The sequence below is a fragment of the Marinactinospora endophytica genome (assembly GCF_054780875.1).
In genome coordinates this window covers 74,399-90,710 of sequence record NZ_BAAGVM010000003.1, presented here as the reverse complement: position 1 = coordinate 90,710, position 16,312 = coordinate 74,399, and the positions used below count along the sequence as shown (strand labels likewise).

General features: G+C 73.2%; 11 protein-coding genes. 8 read left to right on the top strand and 3 right to left on the bottom strand.

Translation table 11 applies throughout. From position 1 onward, the window contains the following. Positions 1-73: 73 nt before the first annotated feature. On the bottom strand, positions 74-1,582 hold the full coding sequence (cysC, locus tag ACYVHU_RS07025) for a bifunctional sulfate adenylyltransferase/adenylylsulfate kinase (protein ID WP_498947897.1): 1,509 nt from the start codon (positions 1,580-1,582) through the stop codon (positions 74-76). A gap of 295 nt (positions 1,583-1,877) precedes the next feature. Here cysC and mfd point away from each other — a divergent pair, with 295 nt between their 5' ends. Then, positions 1,878-5,471 (top strand): transcription-repair coupling factor, encoded by a 3,594-nt coding sequence (mfd, locus tag ACYVHU_RS07020; protein ID WP_498947896.1) that lies wholly within the window; start codon positions 1,878-1,880, stop codon positions 5,469-5,471. Positions 5,472-5,511: 40 nt separating this feature from the next. Here the strand turns inward: mfd and ACYVHU_RS07015 are convergent, their stop codons facing one another. Both ACYVHU_RS07015 and ACYVHU_RS07010 read right to left on the bottom strand, forming a co-directional pair. Further along, complete coding sequence (locus ACYVHU_RS07015; protein ID WP_498947894.1) at positions 5,512-6,711, bottom strand: NO-inducible flavohemoprotein; 1,200 nt, start codon at positions 6,709-6,711, stop codon at positions 5,512-5,514. Positions 6,712-6,814: 103 nt separating this feature from the next. Next, a complete protein-coding gene (locus tag ACYVHU_RS07010) occupies positions 6,815-7,267 on the bottom strand; it encodes an RrF2 family transcriptional regulator (protein ID WP_498947893.1) in 453 nt (150 codons plus the stop codon). Positions 7,268-7,475: 208 nt separating this feature from the next. On the opposite strand from ACYVHU_RS07010, the gene ACYVHU_RS07005 reads away from it, so the two are divergent. The 7 genes from ACYVHU_RS07005 (at position 7,476) to ACYVHU_RS06975 (ending at position 16,271) form a co-directional block, all read left to right on the top strand. After that, positions 7,476-9,095 carry a Wzz/FepE/Etk N-terminal domain-containing protein gene (locus tag ACYVHU_RS07005; protein WP_498947891.1) on the top strand — a complete coding sequence of 540 codons (1,620 nt, stop codon included), beginning with the start codon at positions 7,476-7,478 and terminating at the stop codon, positions 9,093-9,095. Beyond that, a complete protein-coding gene (locus ACYVHU_RS07000; RefSeq protein ID WP_498947889.1) occupies positions 9,095-10,492 on the top strand; it encodes a ligase in 1,398 nt (465 codons plus the stop codon). The genes ACYVHU_RS07005 and ACYVHU_RS07000 overlap by 1 nt, the downstream gene beginning before the upstream one ends. Then, the gene (locus ACYVHU_RS06995) at positions 10,489-11,724 is read left to right on the top strand and encodes a phosphotransferase (RefSeq protein ID WP_078763500.1); all 1,236 of its coding nucleotides are present in this window, start codon (positions 10,489-10,491) and stop codon (positions 11,722-11,724) included. The genes ACYVHU_RS07000 and ACYVHU_RS06995 overlap by 4 nt, the downstream gene beginning before the upstream one ends. Before the next feature lie 101 nt (positions 11,725-11,825). After that, a complete protein-coding gene (locus ACYVHU_RS06990) occupies positions 11,826-12,683 on the top strand; it encodes a sulfotransferase family protein (RefSeq protein WP_078763427.1) in 858 nt (285 codons plus the stop codon). A gap of 52 nt (positions 12,684-12,735) precedes the next feature. Then, positions 12,736-14,295, top strand: a complete 1,560-nt coding sequence (locus ACYVHU_RS06985; RefSeq protein ID WP_078763428.1) for a lipopolysaccharide biosynthesis protein — start codon at positions 12,736-12,738, stop codon at positions 14,293-14,295. Between the two features lie 36 nt (positions 14,296-14,331). Further along, positions 14,332-14,790, top strand: coding sequence for a glycosyltransferase family 28 protein (locus ACYVHU_RS06980; RefSeq protein ID WP_078763429.1), 459 nt, complete (start codon positions 14,332-14,334; stop codon positions 14,788-14,790). Next, positions 14,787-16,271 (top strand): glycosyltransferase, encoded by a 1,485-nt coding sequence (locus tag ACYVHU_RS06975; RefSeq protein WP_078763430.1) that lies wholly within the window; start codon positions 14,787-14,789, stop codon positions 16,269-16,271. The genes ACYVHU_RS06980 and ACYVHU_RS06975 overlap by 4 nt, the downstream gene beginning before the upstream one ends. Positions 16,272-16,312 lie beyond the last annotated feature (41 nt).

Here is a 16,312-nt window from a genome sequence, read left to right as displayed (position 1 = left end):
GCACCACGTTACTTCGCCGGTGGCGCAGAGTCCCGGACCGGACGCGCTCCGCCACCCCCGGCTCCCGCGCGTCTCAGCGGGGCAGCCAGCCCCCCTCGCCCAGCATGGTGACGACCTCGGCGACGGACTCCTCGATCGTGGCGGCGGCGGTGTCGATCGTGAGGTCGGCGTCCTCAGGGACCTCGTAGGGGTCCGAGACCCCGGTGAACTCCGGAATCCGCCCGGCCCGCGCCTGGGCGTACAGCCCCTTGCGGTCGCGCGCCTCGCACACCTCGATCGGGGTGGCCACGTGGACCAGCAGGAAGTCGCCCGTGGCCTCCGCCATGGCGCGCACCTCGGCGCGGGTCGCGGCGTAGGGCGCGATCGGGGCGCAGATGGCGACGCCGCCGTGCCGGGCGATCTCGGCGGCGACGTAGCCGATACGGCGGACGTTGAGGTCGCGGTCGGCCCGGGAGAAGGTCAGCCCCGACGACAGCATCCGCCGCACGACGTCGCCGTCGAGGAGGGTCACGGTCCGCCCGGCGGCGCGGACGGCCTCAGCCACGCCGCGCGCCACCGTGGACTTGCCCGAACCGGACAGACCGGTGAAGAAGAGGGTCAGGCCGCGGCGGACGCGCGGCGGCCGGCGGGCCGCGAGCGCCGCGGCGACCTCGGCGGGGGTGAACCAGCCGGGCAGTTCCTCGCCCCGCGCGAGCATCAGGGCGACCTCGGCCTCGTCGGGCTCCTCGGCCGCGTCACCCGGTGCGACCAGGTCGGCCGGCCGCCAGGCGCCACGGGCCAGGTCGTAGCGCGGCGCAGGCGGAGCCAGGAAGGGGATGGGGGCGCCGTCGGCCGGAGGTGCGGCCATCGGCGTGGCGCGTTCGACCAGCACGTGCGTCGCGCCGTAGGCCCGCGCGACGTGCGCGGCGAGGAGAGCGCGGCGCGAAGCGACGTCCTCGTCCGGGTCGAACCCGTCGGCGGGGCTGGGCAGGGTGACCACGACGACGCGGGTCCCCTCGGGCAGCGCTCCGACCGCCGCGAGCACCATGGGCACCGCCCCCTCGGAGTCGAGAGGGGCGTCGACGAGCACGAGGACGTCGGCCGGGACGCCGCCACCGGCCTCCCGTGCGGCGGCCCGGACACGGTGCAGCGCCCGGTGGTGCAGTGGGGTGTCGGTGACGACCGCGAGCAGCGGCCGGCCTCCGCCGCCGTCGCCGCGCTCGGCCCGCACCTCCTCGGCGGTGCGGCGGAGGTGGCGCAACGCCCCGTGGACCGGCGGTGCCACCGGGCGCACCGGTCCGGCGAGCCGGTGCCCTCCCTCCGCCCACCAGCGCTCGGTGACCTCCAGCTCGGCCAGCGGCGCTCCCTCGGGGTCGGTGAGCAGCAGCCTTTCGACACCGGCGAGTTCGTCGGGGATCGGGAGCGTGACCGGCACCGGCCAATCGGTTCCGTCGGGCAGCCGGCCGTGCTTGACCACCGAGGCCGCCTCGGCCGCGGTGAGGAAGCCGGCCAGCGGACAGGCGCCGCCCAGGATCAGTTCCAGGTGGGCCATCGCCTGGGGGTCGGGGGTGAAGGTCGGGCGGTCGCCGGCGGACCCGCTCATGGACGCTCCCTCAGTGTGCGCAGACGCTTCGCACCAGCGTATTACCCGGGGTCGCGGTGCCGGCCGGCCGGTCGGAAACGCCCTTCTTGGCCCGGATGGAGGGGAACAGCGGTGAGCCACCTTGTGTTGTCATCAGATGTCCGATGGCTTCCCCCCACCGTCCCGGCCCTGGTGATCCCGGCCCCCGTGGTACGGGTCCGCGCGTAGGCTAGGAACGGGGAGCCCACCGATCCAGCACCGCGCGTCCCGCCCGCCGCACCCATCGGTACCACCGTCACACGCCCCACCTGGTGATATGAGCCTTTCTGGACTTCTCGCCGTCGTCGCCGACGATCCGGCCCTCAAGAAAGCGATCGCAACCGCCCGCGGCGGCCACGATCCTCGTCTCGATCTCGTGGCGCCGCCCGCGCTGCGCCCGTTCCTGTTGGCCGCGCTGGCCGCCGGGGCCCCCGTGGGGGCGGACCGTCCGGTCCTCGCCGTCACGGCGACCGAGCGCGAGGCGGCCGACCTCGCCGACGCCCTCGGATCGCTCCTGCCCGCCGAGTCGGTCGCGCTCTTCCCCGCCTGGGAGACGCTGCCGCACGAGCGGTTGTCGCCGCGCTCCGACACCGTGGGCCGCCGGCTGGCGGTGCTGCGCCGCCTGGCCCACCCCGATCCCTCCGACCCGCTCACCTCGCCGCTGCGGGTCGTCGTCGCCCCCGTGCGCAGTGTGCTCCAGCCGCTCGTCGCCGGGCTCGGCGACCTGCGGCCCGTGCGCATCCGGCCGGGCGACGAGGCCGAGCTCGACGACGTCGTGCAGGCCCTGGTCGAGGCCGGCTACGCGCGGGTCGACCTGGTCGAGAAGCGGGGCGACATCGCCGTGCGCGGCGGCATCCTCGACGTGTTCCCGCCCACCGAGGAACACCCGCTGCGGTTGGAGTTCTGGGGCGACCGGGTCGACGAGATCCGCTACTTCCAGGTGGCCGACCAGCGTTCCCTGCCCGGCAAGCCCGACGAGACCCGCGCCGGCTCGGCGCCGGGCCTGTTCGCCCCTCCCTGCCGGGAGCTGCTGCTCACCCCGGCGGTACGCGAACGCGCCCGCGCGCTCGCGGCCGACCACCCCGCCCTGGCCGACATCTTGGCCAAGCTCGCCGACGGTGTCGTGGTCGAGGGGATGGAGGCGTTCGCGCCGGCGCTCACCGACCACATGGAGCTGCTGCTGGAATACCTGCCGGCCGGAGCCCACATCGTGGCCTGCGACCCCGAGCGCATCCGCACCCGGGCGCTGGAGCTCGAGGCGACCAGCAAGGAGTTCCTGGACGCCTCCTGGGTCAACGCCGCCTCCGGCGGCGAGGCCCCCATCGACCTGGGCGCCTCCGCCTACAGGTCGATCGCCCAGGTCCGTTCGGACGCCGACCGGCTGGGCCTGGCCTGGTGGACGATCACCCCGTTCGACCCGGGCGCGCCGGCGACGGCCGAGGAGGACGACTCCCTCCTCATCGGCGCCACCGCCGCCGACGAGTACCGCGGCGACACCGAGCGCGCGCTCGCCGACGTCAAGTCGTGGCTGCACGACGAGTGGCGGGTCACGCTGGTCACCCAGGGGCAGGGGCCGGCGGAACGGTTGGTGTCGATGTTGCGCGACTCCGGCCTGGGCGCCCGGCTCCAGCCGGACCTGTCCTCCGCGCCGGACCCCTCCGTCGCGACGGTGACCACCGGACGGATCGAACACGGCTTCGTCTGGCGTTCGGTGCGCACCGTCGTGCTCACCGAGACCGACCTCGCCGGGCAGAAGTCCTCCACCAAGGACATGCGGCGCATGCCCAGCCGGCGCAGGGGCGCGGTCGACCCGCTCCAGCTCAAGTCCGGCGACTACGTGGTGCACGAGCAGCACGGTGTGGGCCGCTACATCGAGATGGTCAGCCGCAGCGTCCAGGGGGCCACCCGCGACTACCTGGTCATCGAGTACGCGCCGTCCAAGCGCGGGCAGCCCGGCGACCGGCTGTTCGTGCCCACCGACCAGCTCGACGAGGTCACCCGCTACGTCGGCGGCGAGGCGCCCACGCTGAGCAGGATGGGCGGGGCCGACTGGACCAAGACCAAGAACCGCGCGCGCAAGGTCGTCCGGGAGATCGCCGGCGACCTGATCCGGCTGTACTCCGCGCGCCAGGCCTCCCCCGGCCACGCCTTCGGCCCGGACACGCCCTGGCAGCGCGAACTCGAGGACGCGTTCCCCTACGTCGAGACGCCCGACCAGCTCGCGGCCATCGACGAGGTCAAGCGCGACATGGAAAAGCCCGTCCCGATGGACCGGCTGATCTGCGGTGACGTCGGCTACGGCAAGACCGAGGTCGCCGTCCGCGCGGCGTTCAAGGCGGTCCAGGACGGCAAGCAGGTGGCCCTGCTGGTGCCGACCACCCTGTTGGTGCAGCAGCACCTGTCGACGTTCACCGAACGCTACGCCTCGTTCCCGGTCACGGTGAAGCCGCTGTCGCGCTTCCAGACCGACTCCGAGGTCGAGGCCACCCGCGAGGGGTTGCGCACCGGCCAGGTCGACGTCGTCATCGGCACGCACCGGTTGCTGTCGTCGGAGACGAAGTTCAAGAACCTCGGCCTGGTGATCATCGACGAGGAACAACGGTTCGGCGTCGAGCACAAGGAGGCCCTGAAGCGGCTGCGCACGCAGGTCGACGTGCTGGCGATGTCGGCGACCCCGATCCCGCGGACCCTCGAGATGGGCCTGACCGGCATCCGCGAGATGACGACGATCCTCACGCCCCCGGAGGAGCGCCACCCGGTGCTCACGTTCGTGGGCCCCTACGACGAGAAGCAGATCGCCGCGGCGATCCGCCGCGAGCTGATGCGCGAGGGCCAGGTCTTCTTCGTGCACAACCGCGTGGCCTCGATCGACCGCGTGGCCGCGTCCCTGAGCAGGCTGGTCCCCGAGGCCCGGGTCGCCTACGCCCATGGCCAGATGAACGAGCAGCAGCTCGAGAAGGTCATGGTCGACTTCTGGGAGAAGAACTTCGACGTGCTGGTCTCGACCACCATCGTGGAGTCGGGGCTGGACGTGCCCAACGCCAACACCCTCATCGTCGACCGCGCCGACACCTACGGCCTGTCGCAGCTGCACCAGCTCCGCGGCCGGGTGGGGCGGGGCCGCGAACGCGCCTACGCCTACTTCCTGTACCCGCCCGAGAAACCGCTGACCGAGACCGCGCACGAGCGGTTGGCGACGGTCGCGCAGCACACCGAGACCGGCGCGGGCATGTACGTGGCGATGAAGGACCTGGAGATCCGCGGCGCGGGCAACATCCTCGGCGCCGAGCAGTCCGGGAGCATCGCCGGGGTCGGTTTCGACCTGTACGTGCGCATGGTCGGCGAGGCGGTCCGCGAGCTCAAGGGCGACGCCTCGGCCGCCGAAGAGGTCGAGACCAAGGTCGAGCTGCCGATCAACGCCCACATCCCGCACGACTACGTGCCCGGCGAACGGTTGCGCCTGGAGGCCTACAAGCGGATCGCGAGCGTGTCGGGCCTCGACGACATCGTGGCGGTGCGCGAGGAGCTGGCCGACCGTTACGGTGAGCCTCCGCAGCCGGTCGACAACCTCCTGGCCGTGGCCCGCTTCCGCGTGCTGGCCCGCAGCGCCGGACTGAGCGACGTCGTTTTGCAGGGCAACCAGGTCCGCTTCGCGCCGGTGGAGTTGCCGGAGTCCCGCCAGTTGCGGTTGCGGCGGCTGTATCCGAAGTCGCTGTTGAAGGAGGCCACGAGCACGCTGCTGGTCCCCGCGCCCAAGTCCGGGGGGCTCGGCGGCCGTCCGTTGCGCGACCTGGAGCTGCTGAAGTGGTGCAGCGATCTGGTCGAGGCCATCTTCGAGCCGGACCTGGCCGGGGCCTCGACCAGGTCCTGACCCGTCACACGGCGAGGCCCCGCGGGGCCTCGCCGTGTGTTCAGGCGTCCTGGGGCAGCCACAGATCCGGGCCGAACACCTCGTAGTGGATGGAGCGCGGGGAGATCCCCGCGGCGAGCAGGTCGGCGCGGACGGCCCGCATGAAGGGGAGCGGCCCGCACATCAGGACCTCGGCGTCGGCGGGGATGTCCAGGCCGGTCAGGTCCATGCGCCCGGGCCGGGCGTCACTGTCCCCGGGGTCTTCGTACCAGACGACGCCGCGCGCCCGGGGCAGCCGGTCGATCAGGCCGGTGACCTCCTCGCCCAGCGCGTGGGTGCGGGGGGAGCGGTCGGCGTGCAGCGCGAGGACGGGCCGCTGCGAGCCGCTGTCGACGAGGTCGTGCAGGACCGCGGCCATGGGGGTGATCCCGATGCCCGCGGAGACGAGGAGCAGCGGGGTGTCGCCGGGGTCGGGGACGACGTCCCCGAACGGGGCGGACAGGGTGAGTTCGGCTCCGACGTCCACGGTGTCGTGGAGCAGGGCCGAGACCTCTCCCTCGGGGGCGCCGGGCTCGCGGACCCGCTTGACGGTGATGCGCCGGGTGTCCCCGCCGGTGCCGCCGGAGAGGGTGTACTGGCGGAGCTGGTGCAGGCCGTCCGGCATGCGCACGCGGACGCTGACGTACTGGCCCGGCCGGGCCGGCGGGAGCGGGGCGGGGCCGGCGGTGGGGCGCAGGAGGAACGACACCGCGTCGGGCGTCTCCTGGCGACGTTCGACGACCGTCCAGGTCCGCCACACGTCGTCGCCGTCCTGGATCCCGGCGACGGCGCGCAGGCGCGCCTCTGCGGCGATGAGGGCGCCGGCCATGAGCCAGTAGACCTCGTCCCAGGCGGCGGCCACGTCGGGCGTCAGGGCGTCGCCGAGGACCTCGGTCATGGCGCCGAACAGGTACTTGTGGACGATGACGTACTGGTCGTCGGTGACTCCGACGGCGACGTGCTTGTGGGCGATGCGGGAGAGCAGGGCGTCGGGACGCTCGTCGGGGTGGTCCAGCAGCGCTCGGGCGAAGCCCGCGATGGAGCCGGCGAGGGCCCGCCGCTGTTCGCCATTGGCCTGGTTACCCCGGTTGAACATGCCGTCGAGCAGGTCGGGGTGCTCGGCGAACATCGTGTCGTAGAAGCGAGCGGTGATCTCGTCCAGGGCCGCACCGACGACGGGCAGGGTCCGGCGGACGAGTTCGGCGGATTCAGCGGACAGCATGCTGGGCCTCCTTCGGCGCGGAACACGACGCCTAAATAGGAATCTGAAATGCATATTAAGACGCCCACGCGGCCTCCCCCATCCGGGTCCCGCTTACCCCGTTTCAGACGGGAAGACCGTCTCCCGGGGGCCGCAGCGCGTGGAGGACCGGCCCGGTCGGGGGCGCGACCAGCGATTCGACGCTGACCCCGTCGAGGGAGGCGAAGAAGGCCTCCTGCGCGGCACGCAGGGCCCCGCGCAGGCGACACGCCGACCGCAACGGACAGGGCGGGTCGTCCTCGCAGCCGACGACGTCCCCGCCCCCTTCGAGCTCGCGCACGATCATCCCGACCGAGGCGCGCCGCCCGGCCTCGGTCAACCGCAACCCGCCGCCCCTGCCGCGACGGGCCTCCACCATGCCCATGTCGGAGAGGCGGGCGACCACCTTGACGGCATGGCTGTAGGGCACCACCAGGAGGTCCGCGACCCTGCGCGTGGTCAGCAGCTCCTCCTCTTCCGCCACCGCAAGCCGCATCACGATGCGCAGCGAGAGGTCGGTGAAAGCCGTCATCCGCATACCCCCACGGTAGGTCCTCGTCCAGGGGCGAACGGCCATCGCCCTCGACCACGCCACGGGAAAGAGACGGGCAGCCCCGGTTCAACATGCACGCCGAAAACCCTGTGCAAGGTAAACCACGGAACGCACCCGAACGACTACCCTTGGTGATTACCGTCCTCCGGACCGTGACCGGCCCCCGCCCCCTCCCAGAAAGGATCGGCACCCCATGGACACCGCCGCCCCCGGACCCGAGCTCGCCGACTACACCGCCCTGCTGCGACGGCGCTGGTGGGTGGTCGCCGCCGGTACCGCGGCCGGCGTCGTCGTGGCCACCACGGCCCTGTTCCTCGTGCCACGCTCCTACACCGCCGAGACCGCCGTGCAGGTCCTGCCCACCGGCATCGCCGAACTCACCGGCGAACGGTCCGGCCGCACCAACGGCGAGGTCAACCTCGACACCGAGGCCCAGGTCGTCCGCTCCGCCGAGGTCGCCGACACCGCGGTGGCCCGGCTGGGCACCGGCGAGGACGTCACCGAGGTCCGCGAACGGGTCGAGGTCACGGTCCCGCCGAACAGCAGCGTCCTGGAGATCTCCTACTCCGCCGGCTCCCCCGAACACGCCCGCGAGGGCTCCACCGCGTTCGCCGAGGCCTATCTCGACTACCGCGCCGAACAGGTCGGCGGCCAGATCGAGGGAAGGTTGAAGGCGCTACGCGCCGACCGCGACGAACGCTACGAGGAGCTCGAGGAGCTCGCCGAGCGCGCCGCTTCGGGCACCGGCGCCACCCAGTTGCGCGCCGAATCCCGCCTCACCTCGGTTCAAGACGAGATCTCCGAGCTCAACGCGCGGATCAACCCGCTCGCCGCGCTGGCCGACTCCCTCGACCCCGGCCGGATCATCACCGCCGCGGTCGCCCCCGAATCCCCCAGCTCGCCCATCCCCCACCTGTGGCTGGGCAGCGGTGCCCTGCTGGGACTGGTCCTGGGACTGGCCGTCGCCTACCTCGTCGACCGCGGCGACCCCCGGCTGCACACCGTCCGCGAGCTCCAGCGCGCCGACGCGCCGGCGCTCCTGCTGGACCTGACCGGTGAGGGCCACGGCGGCGGCCGGATCGGGCTCTCGTCGTCCGGCTCCCGGACCGGTCAGGCCTTCAACGGCCTCGCGCACGCCCTGGGGGCCGCGCTCGGCGAGGACGGCCGCACCGTGGTGGTGACGGGTGCCTCGACCGGCCACGCCGGGACCACCGTGGCCGCCAACCTCGCCGCCGCCCTGGCCCGCACCGGAGCCGACGTCCTCCTCGTCTGCGCCGACCCCGACGGCACCTCCGCCACCAGGGTCCTCAACCTGCCTGCGGGCCCCGGGCTCGCCGAGGTCCTCGCCGACGCCGCCGACCCCACCACGCTGGAGCGGCGCCCGGCCGCCCTTCCCGGCGTGCGCGTTCTCCTTCCCGGCGACGACCCCTCCCGCGCGGCCGAGCTGCTCCAGCGCGAGACGATGACCAGCCTGGTCGGGCGCCTGCGCGCCGACACCCGCCACGTCGTCATCGCCACCGCGCCCATGTCCGAACGGGCCGACGCCGCGGCGCTGGCCTGCGTGGCCGACGCCGTTCTGGTCGTGGTCGAGCTGGGGCACACCCACGTGGCCGACCTCACCCAGGGCGCGCGGCGCCTGGACGGCAGCGGTACCGGGCTGCTGGGCACGGTGGTCCTGCCCCGCCAGGCCGTTTCAGCCCCGGCCGCCCCGTCACCGGCGGCCCCCGCGCGGTCGGAGCCCGCCGGCGACGACCTTCCCGACGCCACCACGAACGTCGGCAGCGACGACGCCGACCTGGCCTCGCGACGCTGATGGACGTCTCCTCCACGTCGGGCGCGCCCGCGTCCCTCTCCCCGACCGCCACTACTCCGTCCCGGTTCACCTCCTGGCCCGCCGGATGGCCGTTCGTCGCGCTGTTCGCCGGTTACCCCCTGTGGTGGGCCCTGGGGCTCGGCCAGTTCGCCTTCTGGGTATTCGCGCTGCCCATGGCGCTGCACCTGTGGCGCCGCAAACGCGCGGGCCTGCTGCGGCTGCCCCCGGGGTTCACGCTGTGGGCGCTGTTCCTGGTGTGGTCGGTGGCCGGTCTGGCGCTGCTCGGGCTCACCCCGCCCGGCGCGCTGCCCGGCAGCGCCGGACTCGCCGGCGCGCTCGTCCGGGTCCTCACCTACCTCGCCCTGACGGTGCTGCTGCTCTACGTCGGCAACCTCTCCCGCGCCGAGTTCTCCGACGGCGCCGTCGCGCGCGCCCTGGGCTGGCTGTGCCTGGCGACCGTCGCCGGGGGGCTGCTGGGCACGTTCGCGCCCTACTTCGAGTTCACCGCGCCGCTGGAGCTGCTGCTGCCCGGCCCCCTGGCCCGCGACCCCTACCTCCAGACGCTCATCCATCCCGCCGCGGCCCAGGTCATGGACGTCCTGGGGTACGAGGCACCCCGGCCCAAGGCGCCGTGGGAGTACACCAACTCCTGGGGCAACAACCTGTCGCTGCTGGTCATCTGGCTGGTCATCGGCTGGGTGTGCCGTGGGCGGGGATGGCGGCGGTGGACCGCCTGCCTGGCGCTGGCGCTGTCCGTGGTGCCGATCGTCTACTCGCTCAACCGGGGTCTGTGGGTGGGGCTGGCCCTGTCGATCCTGTTCGCGCTGGTGCAGCTGGCGCGCCGGGGCCGGATCGTCGAGGTGGGGCTGTGCTGCCTGGCGGGCCTCCTCGCCGCGGGGGCCCTCCTGCTCTCCCCCTTGATGGGGATCGTCGAGGACCGGGCCGCCAACCCGCACAGCGACGACGGCCGGGCCGTCGCCAGCGCCGCCGCCGTGCGCGCCGCGATGGACTCCCCCGTCATCGGCTGGGGCTCCACCCGCGAAGCCCTGGGCAGCGGCACCTCCATCGCCATCGGCAAGTCCCCCGAATGCCCCCAGTGTGGCAACCACGTCATCGGCAACAACGGCCAGCTGTGGCTCCTCCTCATCGCGAACGGGTGGGTCGGGACCGCGTTCTTCCTGGGCTTCTTCGCCCAGGCGGTGTGGCGGCACCGGTTCGACGTGTCCCTGGTGGGTTCGGGTGCGCTGCTGACCGTCCTGCTGCTGTTTTGGTACATGTTCTTCTACGTCGCGCTCACGGCGCCGCTGGCCCTGTCGTTGACCGCCGTCGCCCTTCTGTGGCGCAGGTCCACGCCCGCCCCCGGCGCCGTCGCGACTCCCGAGGGGGTTGGGCGATGACCAGCGAAGCCGCCTATCTGACCGAGCTCGCCGAGATCCTGTGGCCCTGCGGCGGCACACTGGGCCGCGGCCGCGACGACTCCCCGTTCAACGGCGCCGTCCCCCTCAGGTCGGGAGCGGCCCGCGAGTACCTTCCCGTGCCCTCGGCGCACAATCCGCGCATCATCCTGCCCGTCGCCAACCGCCACGCCGCCGCGCGCGGCGTGGCGGCGTTCGCCCAACGGCACTCGCTGCGCGACCGGGTCCGCCTCGTCCTGCTCACCGGCGCGTTCGCCAGCGGTGTGGCGCCCCTCCTCCTGCGCGACCGGCTGCGTGTGGCGTCGGGGCACGCGATCGAACACGCCCTGTCGGCCGCGCTGGACCGCGAGGTGGTGATCGCGATCCACGTCGGGCCCCCGCGGGCCAACCGCAAACCGGTGCTGTTGCTGCTCACCCCCGGCGGACGGACGATCGGCTACGCCAAGGTGGGGGTCAACCCGCTGACCTCGCGACTGGTGTCGGCCGAGTCCGAGGCGCTGCGCCTCCTCGCCGAGACCCGTTTCAGCGGCATCACCGTGCCCCGGCCGTTGCACACCGGAACGTGGAACGGCCGACCCCTGCTGGTCCAAGAGCCCTTGCCGGTCGGCGACCAGACCGACCGCCCCACACGCCGCCAGCTCCTGCGCTGCGCGCTGGAGATCGCGGAGCTGGAGCCCCTGCGCGAGGAACACCTGTCGGCCTGCGCCTACCGTCACACCCTGGCCGAACGCATCACCGAGATCGGCGACCGCGCCGAGGCCCCGGCGCTGCGCGCCGCGCTGGAGGGACTGCCCGACGTGCGTCTGCCGTTCGGGGCCTGGCACGGCGACCTCACCCGGTGGAATCTCGCCTGTACGCCACGGCGCGCGTTCGTGTGGGACTGGGAGCGGTTGACCTTCGGTGTCCCCATCGGTTTTGACGTGCTCCATTACGAGCTGAACGAGTGCGTGCAGGCCGGCGTCCACCCGGGGGTCCACCGCTGGTTGGACAGTGGGGCGCGGCTGCTGCGCGACCCCCTGATGAGCGGTGCCGGGGTGCGCCCCGATTCCGTCTCCACCGTGATGGCGCTCTACCTGATCGACCTGGCAACACGCTACCTGCGCGACCGTCAGGCCGAGGCCGGCGGTCGCCTGGCCGCCATCGACGACTGGCTCCTCCCGGCGCTGGCCGGACTGGAGGAGCGGGCCGCCCACGAGGCACGCCTGTCCTGTTGACCCGCGTGCCCTCGCTCCGCCCGCCCACCGGCGGGCGGTCCCATCCACCGCCGCGCACCCGTCCGTTGGACGCGGTCCTCACAACCAGGAGCAACCAACCCATGTCCGCCACCTTGTCCATCCCGCCGGCGATCGGCGCCCCGTTGCAGCGCACCGCGCGATCCGCCTCGGGGCTGTTCGGCCAGGCCACCCGGTCCATGCGCGTGCTTCCCACCTTCCTCATCGTGGGCGCGCAGCGTTGCGGGACGACGTCGCTGTTCAAGGCGCTGCTCCAACACCCCGACGTCTTGGGGCCCACCCTCCGCAAGGGGGTGCACTACTTCGACACCGGCTACGACCGGGGATCGGCCTGGTACCGGGGTCACTTCCCCACCCGGTCGCGGGCCCGCGACCGGCAGGTCGGCGAGTCCAGCCCCTACTACATGTTCCACCCGCTGGCCGCCGAGCGGATCGCCCGCGGCCTGCCCGGGATCAAGGTCATCGTGGCCCTGCGCGACCCGGTCGAACGCGCCTACTCCGCCCACGTGCACGAGAGCGCGCGCGGTTTCGAGACCGAGCCGTTCGAGCGCGCGCTCGAGCTCGAGGAGGAGCGGCTGCGCGGCGAGGAGGAGCGGCTGCGCGCGGAGCCCTGGGCCTACTCCCACAGCCACCAGCACCACGGCTACCTGGCCCGTGGCCGCTACGCCGACCAGTTGGCGCGCCTGGAGAAGCACCTGGGCCGCGGCCGGATGCACGTCGTGGACAGCGAGGAGTTCTTCGAACGGCCCGAGGAGACGTTCGCGCGGATCGAGGACTTCCTCGGCCTGCCGCACCACTCCGACATCCGCTTCGAACGGCACAACGCCCGCCCCCGCGCGGGGATGGACCCCGTTCTGCGCGCCCGGCTGACCGAGTACTTCGAACCGCACGACGAGCGCCTGGCCCACTGGTGGGGGCGCACCCCGTCGTGGCGGCGCTGACCCGCGGCGCGTACGAGGGCCGCACGGCGGTGGCGAGATCCGGGAGGGGACGATGGGGCACGGAGGCGACGGCGACACCGGACTGGGCCGGGTGGCCCGCGGCGGCGCGGTTGGCATGGCCGGCGCGGCGGCGGGTGCCGCGCTGAACGTGGCGCTCGTCGTGGCGGTCACCCGCGCCTTCGACCAGGAGACCGCGGGGGCCTTCTTCTCCGCCACCTCGGTGTTCCTCATCGTCGTCGCGGTCGCGGGCCTGGGCACGCCCAACGCGCTGGTCCACTTCACCGCTCGATCGCGGGCGCTCGGCGCGGCCGGACGGGTGCCGGCGCTGTTGCGGGCGGCCCTGGGGCCGGCGACCGCGGTCGCGGTGCTGCTCGCCGGTGTCCTGGCCGTCCTCGCCGACGACTTCGCCGCCTGGCTCGGGGTGCCCGAGGCAGCCACCTACCTGCGGCTGCTCGCGCCCTTCCTGCCGTTCGCCGTGTGCATGGAGGCTGCGCTGGCGGTGTCCCGCGGGTTCCGCGACATGCGGGCGAGCGCCCTGTTGGACAAGGTGGCCCGCCCTCTGGCCCAGCTGGCGTTGCTCGGCGCGGTCACGGCCTCCGGCGGGGCCGCGTTGCTCGCGGTGGCGTGGGCCGGCCCCTACCTGCCGGCCGCGGTCCTGGCCTGGTGGTGGATGCGGCGCATCGCGCGCGGCCCCGCCGCCGGACCGTCGGCCGACGACGCCGGGGCCGTCGTCCCACGCCCGGTCGCCCGCCGTGAGCTGTGGTCGTTCGCGCTTCCCCGCTCGCTGGCCGACATCGCCCAGATCGGCAACCAGCGCAGCGGGATCGTGCTGGTGGCGGCCCTGCGCGGCGCGGCCGACGCCGCGTTGTTCACCGCGGCGACCCGGTTCATGGTCGTCGGCCAGTTCGGCGCGCAGGCGATCCAGTTCGCCGTCCAGCCCCGGCTGGCCGAGCTCCTGGCGGTGGGGGATCGGGACGGCGCGAACCGGCTCTACCAGGCGAGTACGGCGTGGCTGATCTGTCTGGCCTGGCCGTTGTACCTGTTGACGGTGGTGTACGCGCCCCTGCTGTTGCGCCTGTTCGGCGCGGATTACGCGGCCGGGGCCGAGGTGCTCGTGGTGATCACGTTGACGATGCTGCTGGCCTCGGGCTGTGGCATGGGCGACCTCGTCTTGATGACCGCCGGGCGCACGAGCCGCAACCTGCTGAACAATCTCGCCTCGCTCACCGTGAACGTGGCGTTGTGCCTGCTCCTGGTCCCCATGTGGGGGGCCGTGGGCGGCGCGCTGGCCTGGTCGGCGGCGATCGTGCTGCGCAACCTCGCGCCCATCGTCCAGCTCGCCGGTTCGCGGGGGCTGCATCCGTGGAGCCGGGCGTGGCCGCTCGCGGCCGGGGTGTGCCTGTGGTGGTTCGGGGCGGTCCCCCTCGCCCTCCAGGCGCTGCTGGGGGGCGGGGTGGTGTCGTTGGCCGTGGCGTTGGCCGTGGGGGGCGCCGGGCACGCCGTGTCCCTGTGGCGGCTGCGCGTCCCCCTCGCGCTGGACGGTCTACGGGCCCCTCTGCGGGGAAGGGGCGAGGCGGTCACGTCCACGACGACGCGACATCACGTGAAGTGACGTTTAAATTACTCACTGTTATGAGATCATGGCGGCATGTCTTCCGCCCCTGTTCTGTTCGTCGCGTCCAGCGGGGGACACCTCGCCCAACTGTGTGCCCTGCGGCCGTGGTGGGAGGAACGAGAACGGGCCTGGGTCACGTTCCGCACCCCCGACGCGGAGTCCGCACTCGCCGGCGAGGACGTGCGCTGGGCCTACCACCCGACCACCCGCCACCTCGGCAACCTGGTGCGCAACACGGTGCTGGCCGCGCGCACGCTCGCGCGCACGCGACCCTCGGTCGTGGTCAGCACGGGCGCCGGAGTCGCCCTGCCGTTCTTCGCACTGGCCTGGTTGCTGCGGATCCCCACCGTCTACATCGAGGTCTACGACCGCATCGACACCCCGACCCTGACCGCTCGGCTGTGCCGTCCGTTCACCCGCCTGTTCCTCGCCCAGTGGGAGGAACAGCGCGCGTTCATGCCAACCGCGATCACCGTAGGGCCGCTGCTATGACCGAGCTTCGCATCCAGGCCGATCCCCGGCCGCTCATCCTCGTCACGGTCGGCACCGACCACCATCCCTTCGACCGGCTCATCGACTGGATCGACGCCTACGCCGAGCAGCACCCCGGCATCCGCGTCCTGGTCCAGCACGGTGCGACACGCGCCCCCTCGATCGCCGAGGGCATCGCCTTCCTCGAACGCGAGTGGCTGGACTCCGCGATGCGGCGGGCCACCGCCGTGGTCACGCACGGCGGCCCGGCCACGATCACCGAGGTTCGCCGGCATGGCCGGCTGCCCATCTCGGTGGCCCGCGATCCCGAGCTTGGCGAGCACGTCGATGATCACCAGCTCCGCTTCGTGGCCCGGTTGGACGAGGCGGGGATGATCCGGTCCTGTGCGAGCTCCCAACAGTTGTGGGCGACCCTGGACAAGGCGCTCAAACAGCCGGACGACTTCGTGCTGGGGGAGACCGAGGGCGAGCGGCCCGACGTGGTCCGGCGCGCCGGTTCGCTCATCGACCTGCTGGTCACCGCGGAGCGGGGGCCCGTCGACCGCCCGCTCCCGCCGCCCGCCGAGCACACCGAGATGCCCGACGTGACCGTCGTGGTGCCCACCCGCGACCGGCCCGAGCTGCTGCGCCGCACGCTGCGCGCCATCGCCGTACAGGACTACCCCGGCCGGATCGTCACACTGGTGGTCTACGACCACGACGAGCCCGACCACTCCCTCGCCGAGGACGGCGGCGACCGGCCGGTCCGGGTGGTGACCAACACCCACAGCCCCGGCCTCGCCGGTGCGCGCAACACCGGAGTGCTCGCCGCCGAGACCGACCTCGTCGCGTTCTGCGACGACGATGACACATGGCTGCCGAGCAAACTGCGCCGCCAGGTCGAGGTGCTGCTGGCGGAGCCCGAGACCGAGATCGTGTGCTGTGGTATCCGGGTCGCCTACGAGGCGACCGAGGCCGATCGGATCCTGGAGCGCACCACGATCACCTTCGCCGACCTTCTGCGTTCCCGGCTGACCGAGCTGCACCCCTCCACCTTCGTGATCCGCCGCGATGCGATGGTGCACGGCTGCGGGACGGTCAGCGAGGAGATCCCCGGCAGCTACGGCGAGGACTACGAGCTGCTGCTGCGCCTGGCCCGTAGGGCCGCCATCCGCAACGTCCCCGAGGTGGGGGTCCGGGTGCTGTGGCATCCACGCTCCCACTTCACCGGCCGTTGGCAGACGATCTCGACGGCCCTGCGCTGGCTGCTGACGGAGTACCCGGAATTCCGGCTGGTCCGGGCCGGTTACGCGCGGGTGGCGGGACAGATCGCCTTCGCCGAGGCGGCGGCCGGTCGCCGGCGCGCCGCGCTCGCGTGGGCCGCCGCCACGCTGCGCGCCCGGCCACGGGAGCCGCGCGCCTACCTCGCCCTGGCAGTGGCGTGCGGGGTGTCCCCCAACGCCGTCCTGCGCGCGTTGCACCTGCGGGGCAAAGGGGTGTGACCGCGGGACCGGGCCGGTCTTCACGGCCCGGTCCCGTCGCG

Excerpts from the sequence above, each read along its gene's own strand:
- cysC (WP_498947897.1), bottom strand. The coding sequence starts at position 1,582 with ATGAGCGGGTCCGCCGGCGACCGCCCGACCTTCACCCCCGACCCCCAG.
- mfd (WP_498947896.1), top strand. The coding sequence starts at position 1,878 with ATGAGCCTTTCTGGACTTCTCGCCGTCGTCGCCGACGATCCGGCCCTC.
- ACYVHU_RS07015 (WP_498947894.1), bottom strand. The coding sequence starts at position 6,711 with ATGCTGTCCGCTGAATCCGCCGAACTCGTCCGCCGGACCCTGCCCGTC.
- ACYVHU_RS07010 (WP_498947893.1), bottom strand. The coding sequence starts at position 7,267 with ATGCGGATGACGGCTTTCACCGACCTCTCGCTGCGCATCGTGATGCGG.
- ACYVHU_RS07005 (WP_498947891.1), top strand. The coding sequence starts at position 7,476 with ATGGACACCGCCGCCCCCGGACCCGAGCTCGCCGACTACACCGCCCTG.
- ACYVHU_RS07000 (WP_498947889.1), top strand. The coding sequence starts at position 9,095 with ATGGACGTCTCCTCCACGTCGGGCGCGCCCGCGTCCCTCTCCCCGACC.
- ACYVHU_RS06995 (WP_078763500.1), top strand. The coding sequence starts at position 10,489 with ATGACCAGCGAAGCCGCCTATCTGACCGAGCTCGCCGAGATCCTGTGG.
- ACYVHU_RS06990 (WP_078763427.1), top strand. The coding sequence starts at position 11,826 with ATGTCCGCCACCTTGTCCATCCCGCCGGCGATCGGCGCCCCGTTGCAG.
- ACYVHU_RS06985 (WP_078763428.1), top strand. The coding sequence starts at position 12,736 with ATGGGGCACGGAGGCGACGGCGACACCGGACTGGGCCGGGTGGCCCGC.
- ACYVHU_RS06980 (WP_078763429.1), top strand. The coding sequence starts at position 14,332 with ATGTCTTCCGCCCCTGTTCTGTTCGTCGCGTCCAGCGGGGGACACCTC.
- ACYVHU_RS06975 (WP_078763430.1), top strand. The coding sequence starts at position 14,787 with ATGACCGAGCTTCGCATCCAGGCCGATCCCCGGCCGCTCATCCTCGTC.